Origin of the sequence: Brevundimonas sp. (assembly GCF_029946145.1) — a bacterium.
GTDB lineage: Bacteria > Pseudomonadota > Alphaproteobacteria > Caulobacterales > Caulobacteraceae > Brevundimonas.
Map to the genome: position 1 here is coordinate 193,389 of NZ_JAQSDY010000017.1, position 17,970 is coordinate 211,358.

At 69.4% G+C, this 17,970-nt stretch carries 17 protein-coding genes; 12 read left to right on the plus strand and 5 right to left on the minus strand.

Annotation, left to right across the window (positions count from 1 at the left end):
* Window positions 1-9: 9 nt before the first annotated feature.
* Window positions 10-1,680, minus strand: coding sequence for a urocanate hydratase (gene hutU, locus PSV23_RS08080; protein ID WP_300467689.1), 1,671 nt, complete (start codon window positions 1,678-1,680; stop codon window positions 10-12).
* Between the two features lie 189 nt (window positions 1,681-1,869).
* On the opposite strand from hutU, the gene PSV23_RS08085 reads away from it, so the two are divergent.
* Together PSV23_RS08085 and hutI are read left to right on the plus strand one after the other, a co-directional pair.
* On the plus strand, window positions 1,870-2,757 hold the full coding sequence (locus tag PSV23_RS08085) for an agmatinase family protein (protein ID WP_300467691.1): 888 nt from the start codon (window positions 1,870-1,872) through the stop codon (window positions 2,755-2,757).
* A 151-nt stretch (window positions 2,758-2,908) separates the two neighbouring features.
* The gene (hutI, locus tag PSV23_RS08090) at window positions 2,909-4,120 is read left to right on the plus strand and encodes an imidazolonepropionase (RefSeq protein WP_300467799.1); all 1,212 of its coding nucleotides are present in this window, start codon (window positions 2,909-2,911) and stop codon (window positions 4,118-4,120) included.
* A 143-nt stretch (window positions 4,121-4,263) separates the two neighbouring features.
* Here the strand turns inward: hutI and PSV23_RS08095 are convergent, their stop codons facing one another.
* On the minus strand, window positions 4,264-4,881 hold the full coding sequence (locus PSV23_RS08095) for a nitroreductase (RefSeq protein ID WP_300467693.1): 618 nt from the start codon (window positions 4,879-4,881) through the stop codon (window positions 4,264-4,266).
* An 83-nt stretch (window positions 4,882-4,964) separates the two neighbouring features.
* On the opposite strand from PSV23_RS08095, the gene PSV23_RS08100 reads away from it, so the two are divergent.
* The 8 genes from PSV23_RS08100 to PSV23_RS08135 all read left to right on the plus strand — a co-directional run bounded on the left by PSV23_RS08100 (window position 4,965) and on the right by PSV23_RS08135 (window position 12,135).
* Window positions 4,965-5,615, plus strand: a complete 651-nt coding sequence (locus PSV23_RS08100; RefSeq protein WP_300467695.1) for an NUDIX hydrolase — start codon at window positions 4,965-4,967, stop codon at window positions 5,613-5,615.
* 20 nt (window positions 5,616-5,635) lie between these two features.
* Entirely contained in the window at window positions 5,636-6,457 is an 822-nt protein-coding gene (gene cysE / locus PSV23_RS08105) for a serine O-acetyltransferase (RefSeq protein ID WP_300467697.1), read from the plus strand.
* Window positions 6,458-6,699: 242 nt separating this feature from the next.
* A complete protein-coding gene (locus tag PSV23_RS08110; protein WP_055832479.1) occupies window positions 6,700-6,912 on the plus strand; it encodes a DUF3126 family protein in 213 nt (70 codons plus the stop codon).
* A gap of 84 nt (window positions 6,913-6,996) precedes the next feature.
* The gene (locus tag PSV23_RS08115; RefSeq protein WP_300467700.1) at window positions 6,997-7,629 is read left to right on the plus strand and encodes a hypothetical protein; all 633 of its coding nucleotides are present in this window, start codon (window positions 6,997-6,999) and stop codon (window positions 7,627-7,629) included.
* A gap of 3 nt (window positions 7,630-7,632) precedes the next feature.
* The gene (locus PSV23_RS08120) at window positions 7,633-8,502 is read left to right on the plus strand and encodes a 50S ribosomal protein L11 methyltransferase (RefSeq protein WP_300467702.1); all 870 of its coding nucleotides are present in this window, start codon (window positions 7,633-7,635) and stop codon (window positions 8,500-8,502) included.
* Window positions 8,503-8,555: 53 nt separating this feature from the next.
* Window positions 8,556-9,056, plus strand: a complete 501-nt coding sequence (locus tag PSV23_RS08125) for a hypothetical protein (protein ID WP_300467704.1) — start codon at window positions 8,556-8,558, stop codon at window positions 9,054-9,056.
* A 202-nt stretch (window positions 9,057-9,258) separates the two neighbouring features.
* Window positions 9,259-11,073: an aminopeptidase P family protein gene (locus PSV23_RS08130; RefSeq protein WP_300467706.1), complete on the plus strand. Its 1,815-nt coding sequence runs from the start codon at window positions 9,259-9,261 to the stop codon at window positions 11,071-11,073.
* A 72-nt stretch (window positions 11,074-11,145) separates the two neighbouring features.
* Window positions 11,146-12,135, plus strand: coding sequence for an aldo/keto reductase (locus tag PSV23_RS08135; RefSeq protein WP_300467708.1), 990 nt, complete (start codon window positions 11,146-11,148; stop codon window positions 12,133-12,135).
* On the opposite strand, the gene PSV23_RS08140 is transcribed toward PSV23_RS08135, so the two are convergent.
* The 3 genes from PSV23_RS08140 to ligA form a co-directional block, all read right to left on the minus strand.
* Complete coding sequence (locus tag PSV23_RS08140) at window positions 12,132-13,382, minus strand: hypothetical protein (RefSeq protein ID WP_300467710.1); 1,251 nt, start codon at window positions 13,380-13,382, stop codon at window positions 12,132-12,134. The two genes, PSV23_RS08135 and PSV23_RS08140, sit on opposite strands and share 4 nt — an antisense overlap.
* 57 nt (window positions 13,383-13,439) lie before the next feature.
* Entirely contained in the window at window positions 13,440-13,814 is a 375-nt protein-coding gene (locus PSV23_RS08145; RefSeq protein ID WP_300467712.1) for a DUF1801 domain-containing protein, read from the minus strand.
* 63 nt (window positions 13,815-13,877) lie between these two features.
* Window positions 13,878-16,214 carry an NAD-dependent DNA ligase LigA gene (gene ligA / locus PSV23_RS08150; RefSeq protein WP_300467714.1) on the minus strand — a complete coding sequence of 779 codons (2,337 nt, stop codon included), beginning with the start codon at window positions 16,212-16,214 and terminating at the stop codon, window positions 13,878-13,880.
* A 162-nt stretch (window positions 16,215-16,376) separates the two neighbouring features.
* On the opposite strand from ligA, the gene PSV23_RS08155 reads away from it, so the two are divergent.
* Window positions 16,377-17,357: a M28 family peptidase gene (locus PSV23_RS08155; protein WP_300467716.1), complete on the plus strand. Its 981-nt coding sequence runs from the start codon at window positions 16,377-16,379 to the stop codon at window positions 17,355-17,357.
* A gap of 49 nt (window positions 17,358-17,406) precedes the next feature.
* Complete coding sequence (locus tag PSV23_RS08160; protein WP_300467718.1) at window positions 17,407-17,967, plus strand: hypothetical protein; 561 nt, start codon at window positions 17,407-17,409, stop codon at window positions 17,965-17,967.
* Window positions 17,968-17,970 lie beyond the last annotated feature (3 nt).

The following is a 17,970-nucleotide window of genomic DNA, read 5'->3' on the forward strand; positions in this document are numbered from 1 at the left end:
GAAGGGAAGTCAAACGAGGCTCGGCAGGTTGAGGCCGTGTTCGCGGGCCGCTTCTTTCGCGATCTCATAGCCCGCGTCGGCATGGCGCATGACGCCGGTGGCGGGGTCGTTCCAGAGGACGCGTTCGAGACGTCTGGCGGCCTCGGGCGTGCCGTCAGCGACGATGACGACGCCGGAGTGCTGGGAGTACCCCATCCCCACCCCGCCGCCGTGGTGCAGCGATACCCAGCTGGCGCCCGAGGCCGTGTTCAGCAGGGCGTTCAGCAGGGGCCAGTCGGAGACGGCGTCTGACCCATCAATCATTGATTCCGTCTCCCGGTTCGGACTGGCGACCGAGCCGGAGTCGAGGTGGTCGCGGCCGATGACGATCGGGCCGCTGAGCTCGCCCGAAGCGACCATGTCGTTGAACATCAGGCCGGCGCGATGGCGGTCGCCGAGGCCGATCCAGCAGATGCGCGCGGGCAGACCCTGGAAGGCGATGCGCTCGCCGGCCATGTCGAGCCAGCGGTGCAGGCCGGCGTTGTCCGGGAACAGCTTTTTCATCGCCGCGTCGGTCTTGCGGATATCCTCGGGATCGCCGGTCAGGGCGGCCCAGCGGAACGGGCCAATGCCGCGGCAGAACAGCGGGCGGATGTAGGCGGGGACGAAGCCGGGGAAGTCGAAGGCGTTCTTCACGCCGGCGTCGAAGGCGACCTGGCGGATGTTGTTGCCGTAGTCGGTGACGGGAATGCCGGCGGACTGGAAGTCCAGCATGGCCTGGACGTGGACGGCGCAGGAGGCCCGGGCCGCGGCCTCGACGGCGGCGGGGTCGGAGACGCGCCTGTCCTCCCATTCCGCCACGGTCCAGCCCTGCGGCAGGTAGCCGTTGACGAGGTCGTGGGCGCTGGTCTGGTCGGTGACCAGATCGGGCCGCACGCCGCGTTTGACCAGTTCAGGCAGAACATCAGCCGCATTGCCCAACAGGCCGACGGAGATGGCTTTTTTGCCTATCTTCGCCTGTTCGATCAGGGCAAGCGCTTCGTCCAGCGTCTCGGCCATGACGTCGAGGTAGCGGGTCTTGAGACGCATCTCGATCCGGCTGCGCTGGCATTCGACGGCGAGGCAGGAGGCGCCGGCCATGGTCGCGGCGAGGGGCTGGGCCCCGCCCATGCCGCCGAGGCCGGCGGTCAGGATCCAGCGGCCCGACCAGTCGCCGCCATAGTGCTGGCGTCCGGCCTCCATGAAGGTCTCGTACGTGCCCTGAACGATGCCCTGGGTGCCGATGTAGATCCACGAGCCGGCCGTCATCTGGCCGTACATCATGAGGCCCTTGCGATCGAGTTCGTTGAAATGCTCCCAGGTCGCCCATTTGGGCACCAGGTTGGAGTTGGCGATCAGCACGCGCGGGGCGTCAGTGTGGGTGCGGAAGACGCCGACGGGCTTGCCCGACTGGACCAGCAGGGTCTGGTCGGCCTCGAGATTGCGCAGCTCGGTGACGATGCGGTCGAACGACGGCCAGTCGCGCGCGGCCTTGCCGATGCCGCCGTAGACGACGAGGTCCTCGGGCCGCTCGGCCACCTCGGGGTCGAGGTTGTTCATCAGCATGCGCAGGGCGGCCTCGGCGGCCCAGGTCTTCGCCGTCATCTCGAGGCCGCGCGGGCTGCGAATGACGCGGGTGTTGGGGGTGGTGTGAGTCGTCATGGAGGGTTCATAGCCCCTTCTCCCCTTGCGGGAGAAGGTGGCCGAGCGCAGCGAGGTCGGATGAGGGGTCATACCGGTGGGGGCGCAGAGGAGCGTTCGACCGGACGTCCAGGCTGGTTCGACCCCTCATCCGTCAGCCCTGTGGGCTGCCACCTTCTCCCGCAAGGGGAGAAGGGGTTATGTGGATGGATGACAGACTCAGAAGCCCTTCGCTGGACGAGCCTCGCAGATCTCGTCGGCTGCCACCCCGACGCTCCGGTCGCCCTGATCGGCGCCGGGCTGAACGAGCGGTCGCTGACGCCGGGCCGGTGCGATCTGGGGCCGAAGGCGTTCCGGGCGGTGTTGCCGCGGTTCTCGACCTATGACGTGGAGACCGGGGGCGAGCTGTCGACGCGGGTGCATGACGCGGGCGACGTGGCCTTGAAGGGCGTATCGCCCGCCGACGCCTTCGCTCCTGTGCGGGATGCTGCGGCGGCGCAGAGGTCGCGCGCCCTCACGGTTCTGATCGGCGGAAACAATGCGATCACCCGTCCGGGCGTCCATGCCCTGGGTCTCGGGAAGGCGGGCGTTCTGACGTTGGACGCCCATTTCGACCTGAGGGACACGGATCAGGGCCTGACCAACGGCAATCCGATCCAGGCGCTGCTGGAGGACGGGCTGGACGGACGGCGGATCAGCCAGGTTGGGCTCGCGCCGTTCGCCAATACGCGCCGCGCGCATGACAAGGCGAAGGCGGCGGGAATCTCCGTGCGCACGGCCCGGGAATGCCGGGATGAGGGTCTGGCGACGGTGGTCGGGCAGGAGCTGTGGCGGTTGTCGGAGGTGTGCGAGGTCATCTACGTCGATTTCGACATCGATGTGATCGACCGAAGCCAGTGGCCGGCGTCGCCGGGGGCGCGGCCGGGCGGGGTTTCGGCGCAGGACTTCTTCGACGCGACGCGGGTCATCGGGGCGCATCCGAAGGTGCGGGCGGTGGACCTGACGGAATACGATCCGTCCCTGGAGGTCGGCGACCTTGGCTCGCTGACGGCGGGGCGGTGGTTCTGCGAACTGCTGGCGGGGTTCGAGGCGCGATGACTTTTCCATCCGTGCATCCCGGCGAAAGCCGGGACCCAGTTCTTTGGGCGATCGGTGGCGGCCGGCTCAAGCGGCGCGACGTCCTTGAACGCCGGCGTCACGCTGGACAGAACTGGGTCCCGGCTTTCGCCGGGATGAGCGGAAAACGATGATCCGCGCGGACAGGCTCATCACCGACTGCCGGCTGGCGACCATGGTCGAGGGCGGCGAGGCCTATGGGGCGATCGAGGACGGGGCGATCCTGATCCGCGACGGGCGGATCGTCTGGGTCGGGGCGCGGGCGGACCTGCCGGCGCATGAGGCGGCGGAGACCGACCGGCTGGGCGGGCGCTGGGTCACGCCGGGACTGATCGACTGCCATACCCATCTGGTGTTCGGCGGCGACCGGTCGGGTGAATTCGAGCAGCGGCTGAACGGCGCCACCTATGAGGAGATCGCGCGGGCCGGGGGCGGCATCGTCTCGACCATGGCGGCGACGCGGGCGGCGTCGGAGGAGGCGCTGTATGCGAGCGCGCTGGACCGGCTGGCGGGGCTGAAGGCGACGGGGGTGACGACCGTCGAGATCAAGTCGGGATACGGGCTGGACCGCGAGACCGAGCTGAAGATGCTGCGCGTCGCGCGGCGGATCGGGCGCGAGGCGGGGGTGCGGGTGCGGACCAGCTATCTGGGCCTGCACGCGGTGCCGCCGGAACACCGCACGGACCGGGCCGCCTATGTCGATCTGGCCATCGACGACATCCTGCCGGCGGCGCATGCCGAGGGGCTGGTCGACGCGGTCGACGCCTATTGCGAGCCCATCGCCTTTTCGGCGGACGAGGTGGCGCGGTTGTTCGACAAGGCGCGGACGTTGGGTTTGCCGGTCAAGCTGCATGCGGACCAGCTGTCGGACGGCGGCGGGGCGGCGCTGGCGGGGCGGTACGAGGCCCTGTCGGCGGACCATGTCGAGCACACCACCGAGACGGGGGTGCGGGCCATGGCCGAGGGCGGGGTGGTCGCGGTGCTGCTGCCGGGGGCCTGGCTGATGCTGCGCGAGACGACACTTCCGCCGATCGATCTGTTCCGCGCGCACGGGGTGGCCATGGCCGTGGCGACGGACTGCAATCCGGGCACCTCGCCGGTGACCTCGATGACGGCGGCGATCACCCTGGCCTGCGTGCAGTTCCGGCTGACGCCCGAAGAGGCGCTGGCGGGGGCGACGCGGCACGCGGCGAAGGCGCTGGGGCTGGGCGGCGAGATCGGGACGCTGGAGGCCGGCAGGGCGGCGGATCTGGCGGTGTGGGATATTACCCGCCCGGCCGAACTGGCCTACTGGCTGGGCAAGCCGCTGCTGGACCGGACGTATGTCTCGGGGGAGCGGCGATAGCGCCGAATCCCTGTACCCTTCGGGCAGGAGAGCGACATGAGCCGACGCCCGGACGCCATCGAATGCCTGCTGATCGCCGCCCTGGTCGCGACGACGCTGCTTATGGGCGTCGCCACGATCCTGCTGACAACGAGCCTGCAGGGCTAGGGCCGGTACGTCACCTTGTCGGTCAGATCGGGCCGGGGCCGTTCCAGCGGCGCCTCCGCCAGCGTTCCGATATGGATGAAGCCCGCCACCCGCTCGCCGCCGCCGACGTCGAGGACGTCCAGCGCCTGGGGATCGTAGCTGTACCAGTCGGTGATCCAGCTGGCGGCGTAGCCGAGGGCGTTGGCGGCGTGTTCGAGGTTCATGCAGACGGCGCCGGCCGACATCTGCTGTTCCCACTCGGGGACCTTGGCGTTCGGGACCGGGGCGGACACGACCATGAGGGTGACGGGCGCGGCGATCAGCTTGCCCAGGGTGGCGCGGGCCTGATCGGGCTGGGGCTGGAAGGCGGCCAGGGGAGTCAACGCCTCTGCGAGCGCGGCGCGGGTCCCGCGGCCCAGGACGACGAAACGCCACGGAAACAGCTTGCCGTGGTCCGGGCTGCGAGCGCCGAGGGTCAGGATTTCCTCGATCTCGGCGGCGGAGGGACCGGGACCGATCAGGGCCTGGGCCTGGGCCGAGCGGCGGGTCGCCAGCCTGAGACGCATTTCGTCCGAGGCGGTCGGGGCAGGCAGGGAATCGCCGAGGGCGAAGCGTGGCAGGGCGGGGCGTGTCATGCGGCTCACATGGCGTCGCCAGCGCGCGAGGTCAAACGGCGGGCGCCGTTGCGGGAGCAACGGTCCGCCGCCATACGCACGTCATGACCGATTCCCGCGCCGCCTTCGACGCCGACCGCCCGCTGCCCGGCTGGGACGACGGAAGCGACCAGCCGCCGCCATGGACCGACCATGGCTCCAGCGTCCTGTTCGAAAGCCCGTGGATGCGGCTGACGCGGCATGACGCGACGGCGCCGACCGGGTTCAAGGCGGACTATGCCGTCATGCGGCCGCGCAATCTGTCGGTCGGGGTGCTGCCCGTGCACGAGGACGGGACGGTGACCCTGGTCGGGCAGCAGCGCTTCGCCCTGATGAACTGGTCGTGGGAGATGCCCGAAGGCGGCGCGCCGTTCGACGAGGACCCGATCGAGGGCGCGCGGCGCGAACTGATGGAGGAGGCCGGGCTGGAGGCGGCGACGTGGATCCCCGCCTACAAGGCCGAGATGAGCAACTCCGTCACCGACGAACGCGCCATGGCGTGGATCGCCTGGGGCCTGACGCCGGTTCCGGTCGCCCCCGATCCGACCGAGATCATCCGCGTGGTCCGCGTGCCGTTCGGCGATCTGCTGCACGAGATCGGCACGGGGGCGATCCGGGATATGTTCACGCTGGCGACGGCGCTCAGGGCCTACCATATGGCGCGGGAAGGCGAACTGCCGCCCGAACTGGCGAAGGCCATGCTGGCGAGCGTATGATGCAGGCGATGGAGACTCCGATGCCCAAGCTGGAAGTCGTGGCCGCGCGCAATGAGCCATGGGCGTTGCTGCGCGCCGCCGCCGAGGACACCGTGCGCGCCGAGCCGCATCTGGCCTCGCAACTGAACGCGGTGATCCTGTCGCATAACGACCTGGCCTCGGCTCTCAGCTTCCAGATCGCGCGCAAGCTGGGCGACAGCGAGCTGGGCGCGATGTCGGTGCGCGAGATCTGCCGCGACGCCTTCGACGGCGATCCCGCGATCGTCGCCTCCGCCGAGGCCGACCTGCAGGCGGTGGCCGAGCGTGATCCGGCGATCAAGACGCTGTTGCAGCCGTTCCTCTACTTCAAGGGCTTCCAGGCGCTGCAGGCGCACCGGGTGGCGCACTGGCTCTGGGGGCAGGGGCGCGAAGCGCTGGCCTTCCACTTCCAGAGCCGGATTTCCGAGCTGTTCCAGGTCGACATCCACCCGGCGGCGCGGATGGGCTCGGGCCTGTTTCTCGACCACGGCACCGGAATCGTCATCGGCGAGACCGCCGTGGTGGGAGACGAGGTGTCGATGCTGCACGCCGTCACCCTGGGCGGCACCGGCGCCGAGCGCGGTGATCGTCATCCCAAGATCGGCAAGGGCGTCCTGCTGGGCGCGGGCGCGAAGGTGCTGGGCAACATCACCGTCGGCGACTACGCCAAGGTGGCCTCCGGCTCGGTGGTGCTGAAGGACGTGCCGGCCGGATGCACGGTCGCGGGCGTGCCCGCGCGGCTGGTCAACTGCCCCACCGGGGCGACGCCGGCGCGGACCATGGACCATACGCTGGCCGACATCGTCTACGACTTCGTCATCTGACACGTCTCCTCCCCACGTCGTGGGGAGGTGGCGCGGCGCGCCTTCGCGCCGTGACGGAGGGGGCGACGCCAGCGGGGCCGGTGGATCGCCGATTCCCGTCATCGAGTCGCCCCCTCCGTCTCGTCGGCTTCGCCTCCGATCCACCTCCCCATCTGCGATGGGGAGGAGACAGCAATCCGGGGTTTCCCTGCCGGGCGGGTTTCTCTAGGGTCCGCGGCTTCACGAGACCACCGAGGCCGACCATGAACACCGCCGACATGAAGCGCGTCGAGACGCACCTGAAGCGCACCTTCAACACGGGCGGCATCATCCTGAAGCCGCGCGGCAAGCCCAATGACTCGTGCGAAGTCTATGTCGGCGACGAGTTCATCGGCGTCGTCTTCGAGGACGAGGACGAGGCCGGCAGCTTCATGTTCGAGATGGCGATTCTGGCCGAAGACCTGCCGCAGGACTGAGTTTTCCGGCGCAGGCCGGGCACGAAAAAGCGCCGGTGGAGCGATCCGCCGGCGCTTTGTCGTTCAGGCGTCGGCGGCTACTTCTTGCCGAAGATCGCGTCGAGCAGGCCGGACAGGAAGCCCTTGCTCTCGGCAGGCTTGGGAGCGGCCGGTTTCGGAGCCGCAGCCGGAGCGGCGGCGACGGGCCTGGGAGTGGGTGCGGCGGTGGCGGCGGCCGGCTTCGGCGCGGCGGCCGGAGCGGCCGCCGGTTTCGCGGCGACGGGCTTCGGCGCGGCAACCGGTTTGGCGGCGGGCTTCTTCGCTGCGGGTTTGGCGGCGGCTTTCGGCGCGGCCTTCACAGCCGGTTTCGCGGCGGCCTTCTTCACGGCGGGCTTCTTGACCGCGGCGGGCTTGGGCGCAGCGGCCCTGGCCGGAGCGACCGTCTTCGTCGCGGGCTTCTTGACCGCGGCGGCCTTCGGCGCAGCCTTCACGGCCGGCTTGACGGCAGCCTTGGGCGCAGCGGCCTTGGCGGCGGGTTTCGCAGCGGCTTTCGGCGCGGCGCTCGACTTTGTCGCCGGTTTCGGCTTGGAAGCGGCCACGGCCGCCTTCGGTTTGGCGGTACTCGGCTTGGATGGTGCTTTAGCCATGGATTCCCCGACCCCTCGGTTTAGTTGGTTGATGCTGGCGCAGGAGAGCGCGCCAGCGCGCGTCTCGATTCGTTATGATACCGGTGTTTGAGAAATGTCCGAGTCCGCAGTTCAAATAATCGCCAGAGGCCCGCGTAGCGTCGCCGAAGCCGCCGCCGCATCGCTGGATTCCGATCCCTTGCTGGAAGGCGCCACCTATTCGATCCTCGAGGAAGACGAGGACCGCAGCATATGGCGGATCGACGCCTTTCCGAATGATGAAGATGACGCGCGCGGCATCGAGGCCCGACTGAAGGCGCACGACGGCCTGAGCGTCGTGGTCGAGAAGCTGGCCGACGCCGACTGGCTGGCCATGTCCCTGTCGGGCCTTCCGCCCGTGCGGGCGGGACGGTTCTTCGTCTATGGCGCCCACGACCAGGGCATTGTGCCGAGCAACACCGTCAATCTGAAGATCGACGCCGGCGCGGCCTTCGGCACCGGCCACCACGGCACGACGGTGGGCTGTCTGGTCGCCTTCGACGAGCTGTTGAAGCGCGAGCGGTTCGAGCGGGTCCTGGACGTGGGTTGCGGCACGGGCGTTCTGGCCATCGCGGCGGCGAAAACGGGATCGAAGGTCGCAGTCGGCACCGACATCGACCAGCCGTCCGTGCGCATCGCCAACGAGAACGCGAAACTGAACCAGGCCAACGCCCGCTTCGTCCACGCCTTCGGCCTCAACGACCGCAAGGTGCGGGGGCAGGGGCCCTACGATCTGGTGTTCGCCAACATCCTGGCCCCGCCTCTGGTTTCGCTGTCGCAGGACATCAAGGAAGCGCTGAGCCTCGGCGGCGTCGCCATCCTTTCGGGCCTGTTGCGGACCCAGGAGCGGCGCGTGTCGGCGGCCTATCTGTCGCGCGGCTTCATTCTGGAACGGCGCATCCATAGAGACGCGTGGAGCGCCCTGGTTCTGAGGCGGGTGGGTTAACGGGAACGGAGGCGAAGCGCAGCCGTTCCGGCAGTTCATTGGAGGACTGCCTTGTGACCCATTACGATCCGAACGACCCCAACAGCGTACCCCCCGGCACGCCGGTCTATACCGAGACCGTGACGACCACCGCGCCCGTCTCTACCGAAACCGTGGAGACCACGGTGGTTCGTGAGTCCAACAACACCGGCTGGTGGATCGCCGGCATCCTCGGCGGGCTCGTCATCATCGCCGTGCTGTTCATCCTGTTCGCGCGTGGCGGAGAGCCGCAGACGGACGAGGCCTTGCTGCAGGCCCAGGCCGATGCGGCGGCCGCCCAGGCCCAGGCCGATTCGGCCCTGATCCAGGGCCAGGTCGCGGGCGCGCAAGCGAGCGTCGACATCGCCCGCGCCGACGCCGCCCGCTCGCAGGCCGAGGCGGTCCGCGCCGCCAGCGAGGCCCGCGCCGCCGAGGCGCGTTCCTCCTCGCCGGTGATCATCGAACGCCAGGTCCAGGCGCCTGCGCCCGCGAACGGCGGCGTCGCCGTGGTCACGCCGACCGCGCCGCAGAACTAGAGGCGTCCAAATCCTTCTCCCCTCCGGGGGAGAAGGTGGCGCGCGTAGCGCGACGGATGAGGGGGATGCCCAGGTAAATCGGCTGGTCCGAGTTTGTCTTCGACCCCCCCCTCATCCGTCCCTTCGGGACACCTTCTCCCCCAAGGGGAGAAGGATGGGTTGCCTCTCCCCATCACCGTGGCCGCAGTGCTATGCCTCGCCCATGCGCCAGTCCTTCGATGAAACCACCGATCCGTCCTTCGGGGCCAAACACCTTCCCCGCGTCCGCGCGAAGATGGCCGAGCAGGGCCTCGACGGCCTGCTGGTCCCGCACGAGGACGAACACCAGAACGAATATCTGCCCGCCGCCAACGACCGGCTGGCCTGGCTGACCGGCTTCACGGGCTCGGCCGGCGCGGGCGTGGTCATGAAGGACCGCGCCGCCGTCTTCGCTGACGGGCGCTACACGGTTCAGGTCCGGGCCCAGGTCGATGCGCAGCAGTTCGAGATTCTCGACCTCGAGGGCGGCGGCGTGGCCAGCTACCTGGAACGCGCGCCGAAAGGCTCCGTGATCGGCTACGATCCGCGGCTGCACAGTCCCGATGCGCTGGCGCGGCTGAAGCGGGCCGCGGCGAAGGCCGGCGCCGAGCTGAAAGCGGTCGAACCGAACCCTCTGGATCTGGCCTGGGCCGATGAACGCCCGGGCCAGCCGACCGCGCCCGTCGTGCCGCACGAGGATCGTTATGCCGGCGAAAGCAGCGCGTCCAAGCGCGCGAGAATCGGCGAGGCGGTGGCGAAGGCCGGAGCCGACGCGGCGGTGCTGACGGCGCCCGCCTCGCTGGCCTGGTTGTTCAATATTCGCGGCGGCGACGTGATCCGCACGCCCCTGCCGTTGGGGCAGGCGGTGGTGAAGGCGGACGGCACGGCCAGGCTGTTCCTCGACCCGCGCAAGGTGACCAATGAGCTGCCCGGCTGGCTGGGCGACGCGGTGACGGTCGAGGCGCCCGAGGCGCTGGAGGGCGCGCTGGACGCCCTGTCGGGCCGGAAGGTTCTGGTCGATCCGGGCCAGTCCCCGGCCTGGTATTTCGACCGCCTGACGGCCGCCGGCGCGACCGTGGTGCGCGGCATGGACCCCTGCACCCTGCCGCGCGCGACCAAGAATCCGGTCGAGATCGAGGGGACCCGTCAGGCCCATATCCGCGACGGCGCCGCCCTGACCCGCTTCCTGCACTGGATCGACACGGTCGGACAGGAGACCCTGCCCGACGAGCGTCAGGTGGCCGAGGCGCTGGAGGGCTTCCGCGAGGCCACCGGGGCGCTGAAGGACCTGTCGTTCGACACCATCGCCGGGGCGGGGCCGAACGGCGCCCTGCCGCACTACAAGCCGGTCACCCGCACCATCCGCCGGATGGAGAAGGGCAGTCTTCTGCTGGTGGACGGCGGCGGCCAGTATCTGGACGGCACCACGGACGTGACCCGCACGGTCGCCGTGGGCGAGCCGACGGCCGACCAGCGGCGCATGTTCACCCTGGTGCTGAAGGGCCATATCGCCATGGCCGTGGTGCGCTTCCCCGCCGGTACGACGGGGCATCAGCTGGACGCCCTGGCGCGGCTGCCGATGTGGATGGCGGGCCTCGACTACGACCACGGGACCGGCCACGGCGTGGGTTCGTATCTGGGCGTCCACGAGGGGCCGCAGCGCATCGCCAAGGCGGTCAACACCCAGCCGCTGCTGACCGGCATGATCCTGTCCAACGAGCCCGGCTATTACCGCGAGGGCCACTGGGGCATCCGCATCGAGACCCTGCAGGTTGTCACGCCGCCCGCGCCCATTCCCGGCGGCGAGCGGCCGATGCACGGCTTCGAGCAGCTGACCCTGGCGCCGCTGGACCGCAAGCTGATCGGCGTCGCCCTGCTGACCCCGGACGAGCGGGCCTATGTCGACGCCTATCACGCGGAGGTGCTGGCCAAGGTCGGGCCGCTGCTGGACGGGGCAGCGCTGGACTGGCTGAAGGCGCAGGCGGCCCCCTTGAAATAAGGCCGAACGGCGCCCATATGCGTCGGGTCGGCGGATGCGTCGCCGGCCCCCCACATTTCAAGGAGAGCGCTCATGAAGACGCGCACGCTGGGCCGTTCGGGTCCCGAAGTTTCGGCCATCGGCCTGGGCTGCATGGGCATGGCCGCCTTCTATGGGAAGCCCTCTGACGAGGGGCAGGCGACGGCGGTGATCCATCGCGCGCTCGACCTCGGCGTCACCTTCCTCGACACGGCCGAGATGTACGGCCCGCATACCAATGAGATCCAGGTCGGAAAGGCCCTGGCCGACCGCCGCGACCGCGCGTTCGTGGCGACCAAATTCGGCATCGGCTACAACGCCGATCGCACCGCCCTGGCCGTCGACGGCACGCCGAAGAACGTACGACGCGCCATCGAGGGCAGCCTGAAGCGGCTGGGGATGGACCACGTCGATCTCTACTATCTGCACCGCGTCGATCCGAACACGCCGATCGAGGAGACGGTCGGTGCGATGGGCGAACTGGTGAAGGAGGGCAAGGTGCGCTTCCTCGGCTTGTCGGAGGCCTCGCCGGCGACCCTGCGCCGCGGGCATGCCGAGCATCCGATCACGGCGCTGCAGACCGAATATTCGCTGTGGAGCCGCGAGCCCGAGGATGAACTGCTGGCCACCTGCGAGGAACTGGGCATCGGTTTCGTGCCGTACAGCCCGCTGGGGCGTGGCTTCCTGTCCGGCGAGATCAAGTCGGTCGACGATCTGGCCCCGGACGATTTCCGTCGTTCCAACCCGCGCTTCCAGGGCGACAATTTCCAGAAGAACATCGATCTGGTGAAGGCCGTGGCGGAGATCGCGGCGGACAAGGGCGTGACGGCGGCGCAGCTGGCCCTGGCCTGGGTGCTGGCGCAGGGCGACCACCTGGTTCCGATACCCGGCACCCGTCGCATCCGGACTCTGGAAGAGAATGCGGCGGCGACCGACATCGTGCTCAGCGCCGACGATCTGGCCCGCATCGACGCGGTCTTCCCCAAGGGCGCGGCCTCGGGTCATCGCTACGCCGAGGCGGCGCGGGCGGCCCTGAATCGCTAGGCTAAACCGCTGGTCGGAGCCGGGCCCGGCGCCGGCGCGCGCCGGGCCGCCAGGCTGGCGTGGGTGGCGCCGGCCAGGCCGGCCAGACCGAGATATTCCGGCCCTGACAGACCATGGATGATCACCGAGCGGGTGACGCGCCGCGCATTGGTGATCGCCCGTTCGGCCCAGACCGAGAACTCATTCGGTTCCAGCGGATGCTGGCCGGCCTCGAAGGCCACGCCCTGAAGGCGAACGCCGCGCAGATCTTCGGGCGTGCGGCCGGGCGCGTCGCGCAGCTTGCCGACCACGATCACGCAGAACGGCTTGATCAGCACGGTCACGGCGGCCAGGGCGCTGCCGGGCACGCCCTCGATGTCGTTGATCTCGCAGATCAGACCCTTTTCGACACCCCGCGTCGCCTCCTTGAAGCGGGCGATCAGCGGGCCTCGTCCGCGCTGACTGGACAGGGTCGTATAGGAGACCGGCAGAAAGAGGGTCGGCTGTTTGGCGTTGCCCTGCTCCGACTGCAGGCGGCTGACGCCCCGCGCGATCGTGGCGAGGTCGACCTTCTCGATGTCGGCGGTGGTCAGGTTCCGCAGTTCCTGGGTGTTGAGCTCGATCTCGCCGGGCATCATCAGGACGCGGCGGACGATGCGGAAGCCGATCTGGGCGAAGGTCTTCAGCTCGAACACCGGCTCCAGATGGCAGGACACCCGCAGGGTCCGTCCATCCGCCGCGACGAAGGGGTTCCAGGGCGTGGGGAGGTTGTCCGACTCCGGCAGGACGACAGGCGGTTCGGTCCTGGCGGCCGCGATGGCGTGGGCCCGGTCGATCTCGGCGGCGAAGATGCGGCCGCCGCTCAGGCTGGTGACCTCCAGAACATCGGCGGCCTCGGGCGCGGCGCCGCCAAGGAAATGGCTCAACAGCTCGCGCAGATATAGCAGGCAGGAGACCTGGGCGTTGAACTTGCCCAGCCCGGGCTGGACCACGAGGTAGTCGGTCGGGGACACCCTCTGAAAGAAGCCGCCGCCCTCGAGGTGGCGGGTCAGCGAGCGTTCAACGTGGTCGTAGATCTGTTCCTGACGGACTTCCCATTTGTCGCCGAGCCGCTCGGCGATGGCGTCCAGGCCGATCAGATTGATGCGGCCTTCCTCAAGCATGCCCGAGGCCTGAAAGCGTTCGAGCGTGGGTCCGAGCTCATGGGTGGAGAAGCGCTCGACGCTCGCGCGGGCCTCCAGCCCGTCGGCGACAAGGGTACTGGCCATGAAGCCATTGAAACCAGTTTCGGTGATTTATTGATTAAGGTTGTGCGGAGGCTCCGCTCAAATCTTCTGCTTCGCCGCCCGTTCATGGTTTTCCCGCGCCTTAACCTTGGCCATTCTAGAAATCAGTTCGTACGGAAGCGGACGATCCTTGGGAAACTGGACCGCCGATTTCGAAACGGCGTACGCCGAGAGCTCGTCCCTGAACCCTTCGAAGAACGGCGGCGGACAGGACAGGCTGTAGTGGTTGGTGAAGGCGGAGATATAGAAAATCCAGCCGTCGGCCTTGTACGCAGGCAGCTGGTAGCTGATCACCGCCTCCGCCTCCGGCACGGCGGACAGGATGGCGGCCTGCATCTTCAGCAACACGGCGCGCTCTTCCTCGGACCGGGTGGCGAGATAGTCCTCGACAGTGCGGAAATCGGTCTTCGCCATGTCGGCCCCGGAATCTTTATTTAACCGAAATGTTAAATAACGCCATTCGAAGCGGCGATCAAGTCAGCTGATCAGGGCCAGCCATTCGTCCTCGGTCAGGACGGTGACACCGTGCTTGAGGGCGTCGGCCATCTTGGAGCCGGCGCCGGGACCGGCCACGAGGTAGTCGGTCTTCCTCGACACCGAGCCGGACACCTTGGCGCCGAGGCCTTCGGCGCGGGCCTTGGCCTCGTCGCGGGTGAAGCGTTCCAGGGCGCCGGTGAAGACGACCGTCTTGCCGGCGACGGCGGTGTCGGACTTCGGCTTCTCGGCGTCCTCGATCCGGTCCATCTCGGCCACCAAGGCGTCGACCATGGCGCGGTTGTGGGTCTCCCGGAAGAACAGGGCCAGCGCCCGCGCCGCCACCGGGCCGACGCCCGAGACGCCGGCGATCTGGCCGAGACCTTCGGAGGGACCCTCGTGGCGGGCCACGGCCGCCAGCCGGACCAGACCGGCCCAGTCGTCGGCGAGGGTCGCGAGACCGCGCCGGGCGGGGGCGGCGAGGCCGGGGAAGGCGAGGGCGATCTTCTGGTCGATCGGCGCCTCGGGCCAGGGATCGGCGGCGGGCGGCGAGGCCTCGGCCAGCGTCGCAACGACGCGCGGCGAGACGGCGTGGGCCTCGTTCAGCCGGACCCAGTCCTCGCTCGGAATGCCCTCGGCGGCGGCGAGACAGGCGGCCTCGAAGGCGGGCCAGGTCTCGAAGGCGCGGGCCAGGACGATGGAGGTCTGTTCGCCGATGTCGCGGACGCCGAGGCCGTAGATGAAGCGGTCCAGGGCGATGGTGCGGCGGGCGTCGATGCCGGCGACAAGATTACGCACGCTGGTCTCGCCATAGCCGTCCTCGCCGCGCAGGGCGTTCAGCTTTTCCGGGTCGCGGGCGAGACGGAAGATGTCGGCAGGTTCGTTGACCCAGCCGCGCTCGTGGAAGGCGATCAACTGCTTCTCGCCCAGTCCCTCGACGTCGAAGGCGCGGCGGCTGCAGAAATGCTTGAGGTGCTCGATGCGCTGGAAGGGGCAGGCCAGTTCGCCCGTGCAACGGCGCACCACGCTCTCGACGCCCGAGGCGTTGGTTTCCTTCACCAGCGCCGTCTTCAAGGGGCAGATGCAGAGGTGAGGGAAGACCCACGGTTCGCCACGCCCCGGGCGGTCCGCGTCGACGACGCCGAGGATCTGCGGGATGACGTCGCCCGCCCGCTGCAGGGTCACGGTGTCGCCGAGACGCACATCAAGCCGGGCGATCTCGTCGGCGTTATGCAGGGTGGCGCTGCGGACGACCACGCCGCCGACGGTGACGGGCTGCAGCCGCGCCACCGGCGTGTGCGAGCCGGTGCGGCCGACCTGGATGTCGATGTCTTCCAGCACGGTCTGCGCCTGCTGGGCCGGGAATTTGTGGGCGATGGCCCAGCGGGGCGTGCGGGCGACGAAGCCCAGCCGCGCCTGCCAGTCCAGCCGGTCGACCTTGTAGACCACGCCGTCTATGTCATAGCCGAGGCCGGCCCGGTCGCGCTGCAGGCCGTCATAGAGGGCCAGCAGGCCCGTCTCGTCCTCGACGCGGCGCGACCTGTCGTTGACCGGGAAGCCCCATCCCTTCAGGGCCTCGAGCGCGCCGGCCTGGGTTTCGGCGAGGGGCTCCGACGTCTCGCCCCAGGCATAGGCGAAGAAGCGCAACGGCCGGGCGGCGGTGATGGTCGGGTCCTTCTGGCGCAGCGAGCCGGCGGCGAAATTGCGCGGGTTGGCGTAGGTCCGCGTTCCGGCCGCCTCGGCCGCGGCGTTGAAGGCGTCGAAGGCCTCGTTGGGGGCGTAGACCTCGCCCCGCACCTCGACCACGGCGGGCCAGCCCGAGCCGGCCAGACGTTCGGGAATGTCCTTCAGGGTGCGCAGGTTGGCGGTGACGTCCTCGCCGGTGCGCCCGTCGCCGCGTGTCGCGCCCGTGACGAGCGCGCCATCTTCGTAGCGAAGGTTGGCGGACAGGCCGTCGATCTTGGGCTCGGCGACAAAGGCCACCGGCTCGTCGGCGGGCAGTTTGAGGAAGCGCCGGATGCGGGCCACGAAATCGGCGACCTCGGCCGCGTCGAAGGCGTTGTCCAGCGACAGCATCGGGACGCCATGGCGCACCGGGGCGAACTGGCTGGAGCCGGCGGCGCCGACGACCTGCGACGGCGAGGCCGGGCCGGTCAGATCGGGGAAGCGCTCCTCGATCTCCAGCGCGCGGCGCTTGAGTGCGTCGTAGTCGGCGTCCGAGATCTCGGGCGCGTCCTGGCGGTGATAGAGGGCGTCGTGCCGGGCCAGTTCGGCGGCCAGCCGGTCGAGTTCCTCGCGCGCGGCGGACTCGGTCAGCTGATCGGCGGGGGTCTCGGACATGCGCGGCTCGTCAGAAGGATTGCGGTCCCCGTTCTAGCATCGCCTCCGCGCGGCTTTCGAGAGGCGACGGTCGATTGCGGCCGAACGGTCCGGCATGACGGCGAGTTAATCTGACAGCGCCGCCGCGCCCCGCTAGCGTCTCGCCGATTCCAAGGAGCCCCCATGCTGCACGTCCGCCTTCTCGCCCTGTCGACCGCCCTCGGGGGCGCCCTGATGCTTTCGGCCTGCGGCGGGGCATTGGGAACGGGCGAAACCGCGCCGCCCGTGGTGGCCGCGCCGGCGCCCTCGGTCATGCATACCCGGCTGCTGGAGGACGTCCGCATCCTGGCCGCTGACGACATGCAGGGGCGCGATACAGGCGCGCCGGGCGGCGAGATGGCGCGCAACTACATCGTCGGCCGGCTGGACAGCCTGGGCGTCGTGGCCCCGCCGATGGGCCGGCTGCAGCCGTGGGAAATGCAGGGCCGCACCCGGGCGGGACCGAAGACGTACAACGGCGTCAACGTCATCGGCCTGATCCCCGGGACGCGCGTCACGGACCGCTACATCGTCGTCACGGCCCACTACGACCACGTCGGGACGAACGCCGAGGGTCAGGTCTTCAACGGCGCCGACGATAACGCCTCCGGCGTCGCCACCATGCTGGCCCTGGCGGCGGAGCTGAAGCGCCAGGCCCCGGAGCACAGCGTGCTGATCGTCGCCCTGGACGGCGAGGAGCATGGCCTGCTGGGAGCGAAGCATTTCGTCGAGGCCCCGCCGGTGCCCTTGGCCTCCATCGCCATGAACCTGAATTTCGACATGACCGCCCGCGCCGAAACGGACGGCAAGCTGTGGGTCACGGGCACCTGGCAGCACCCGAATTTCCGCCCGATTCTGGAAACCCTTCCCGCCAATGGCGCCGTCGCCCTGGCGTTCGGAAAGGACACGCCGCAGGACACGGGCGAGGACAACTGGGTCGAGTCGTCGGACCACGCGGCCTTCCACAGGGCGCAGGTGCCGTTCCTTTATCTGGGCGTGAACTATCACCCCGACTATCACCGCCCGTCGGACGATCTCGAGCGTATCACGCCCTCGGTCTTCATCAGCGCGACCGAGCTTTCGATCGCCTCGTTCCGGGCCCTGGACGCAGCGCTGGACCGATAGGGCTCGACACTGACCGAAACGCGTGCTCGGCTCGGCGCCGGAGGATCCCATGCGCATCAGAACTCTCGCCGCCGTCTTCGCCGTGCTCGCCGTCACCGCCTGCGACCGGCCCGCCGAGCCGGCCGGCGCGCCGGCGGTTCCGGCTCCGGCCGCCAGCGCGTCCAGCTACGCCGTGACATCCGACGTTTCGGGCTACTACATGCCCGCCAGCGAGGTGCGGATCGGCAAATGGGCCTTCGACCACATCTTCGTCGGCCAGGCGTTCGAGTTCGAGGCCTGGAAGGGCGCCGACTCCGGGACGACCTTCGCCCCGGTCATGCTGCAGTTCAACGACGCCACCAGTCCGATGGTCGAGACCGAGCTGGGCGAGGCCCGCAGCGTGACCGCCCGGGTGCTGCCGACGCGATACGCCGTCTCCGACGACCGGATCGAGTTCGAGGGAACCTCGACCGAACTGGGCCCCGTGCGCTTCGAAGGCCGGATCAATCAGGGCGCCCTGGCGACCTCGCGGCGCAATCTCGGCGACGAGGGCGTCGTCGTGACCGGAACCCTGACCGCCGGGGGCCAGACCGTGCGCGACCTGCGTCTGCGCTGGTGGATGGGCGACTGAGCC

Excerpts from the sequence above, each read along its gene's own strand:
- PSV23_RS08155 (WP_300467716.1), top strand. The coding sequence starts at position 16,377 with ATGCTGCACGTCCGCCTTCTCGCCCTGTCGACCGCCCTCGGGGGCGCC.
- PSV23_RS08110 (WP_055832479.1), top strand. The coding sequence starts at position 6,700 with ATGAACACCGCCGACATGAAGCGCGTCGAGACGCACCTGAAGCGCACC.
- PSV23_RS08085 (WP_300467691.1), top strand. The coding sequence starts at position 1,870 with ATGACAGACTCAGAAGCCCTTCGCTGGACGAGCCTCGCAGATCTCGTC.
- PSV23_RS08120 (WP_300467702.1), top strand. The coding sequence starts at position 7,633 with ATGTCCGAGTCCGCAGTTCAAATAATCGCCAGAGGCCCGCGTAGCGTC.
- PSV23_RS08135 (WP_300467708.1), top strand. The coding sequence starts at position 11,146 with ATGAAGACGCGCACGCTGGGCCGTTCGGGTCCCGAAGTTTCGGCCATC.
- cysE (WP_300467697.1), top strand. The coding sequence starts at position 5,636 with ATGCCCAAGCTGGAAGTCGTGGCCGCGCGCAATGAGCCATGGGCGTTG.
- ligA (WP_300467714.1), bottom strand. The coding sequence starts at position 16,214 with ATGTCCGAGACCCCCGCCGATCAGCTGACCGAGTCCGCCGCGCGCGAG.
- hutU (WP_300467689.1), bottom strand. The coding sequence starts at position 1,680 with ATGACGACTCACACCACCCCCAACACCCGCGTCATTCGCAGCCCGCGC.
- PSV23_RS08160 (WP_300467718.1), top strand. The coding sequence starts at position 17,407 with ATGCGCATCAGAACTCTCGCCGCCGTCTTCGCCGTGCTCGCCGTCACC.
- PSV23_RS08100 (WP_300467695.1), top strand. The coding sequence starts at position 4,965 with ATGACCGATTCCCGCGCCGCCTTCGACGCCGACCGCCCGCTGCCCGGC.
- PSV23_RS08130 (WP_300467706.1), top strand. The coding sequence starts at position 9,259 with ATGCGCCAGTCCTTCGATGAAACCACCGATCCGTCCTTCGGGGCCAAA.
- PSV23_RS08145 (WP_300467712.1), bottom strand. The coding sequence starts at position 13,814 with ATGGCGAAGACCGATTTCCGCACTGTCGAGGACTATCTCGCCACCCGG.
- PSV23_RS08095 (WP_300467693.1), bottom strand. The coding sequence starts at position 4,881 with ATGACACGCCCCGCCCTGCCACGCTTCGCCCTCGGCGATTCCCTGCCT.
- PSV23_RS08140 (WP_300467710.1), bottom strand. The coding sequence starts at position 13,382 with ATGGCCAGTACCCTTGTCGCCGACGGGCTGGAGGCCCGCGCGAGCGTC.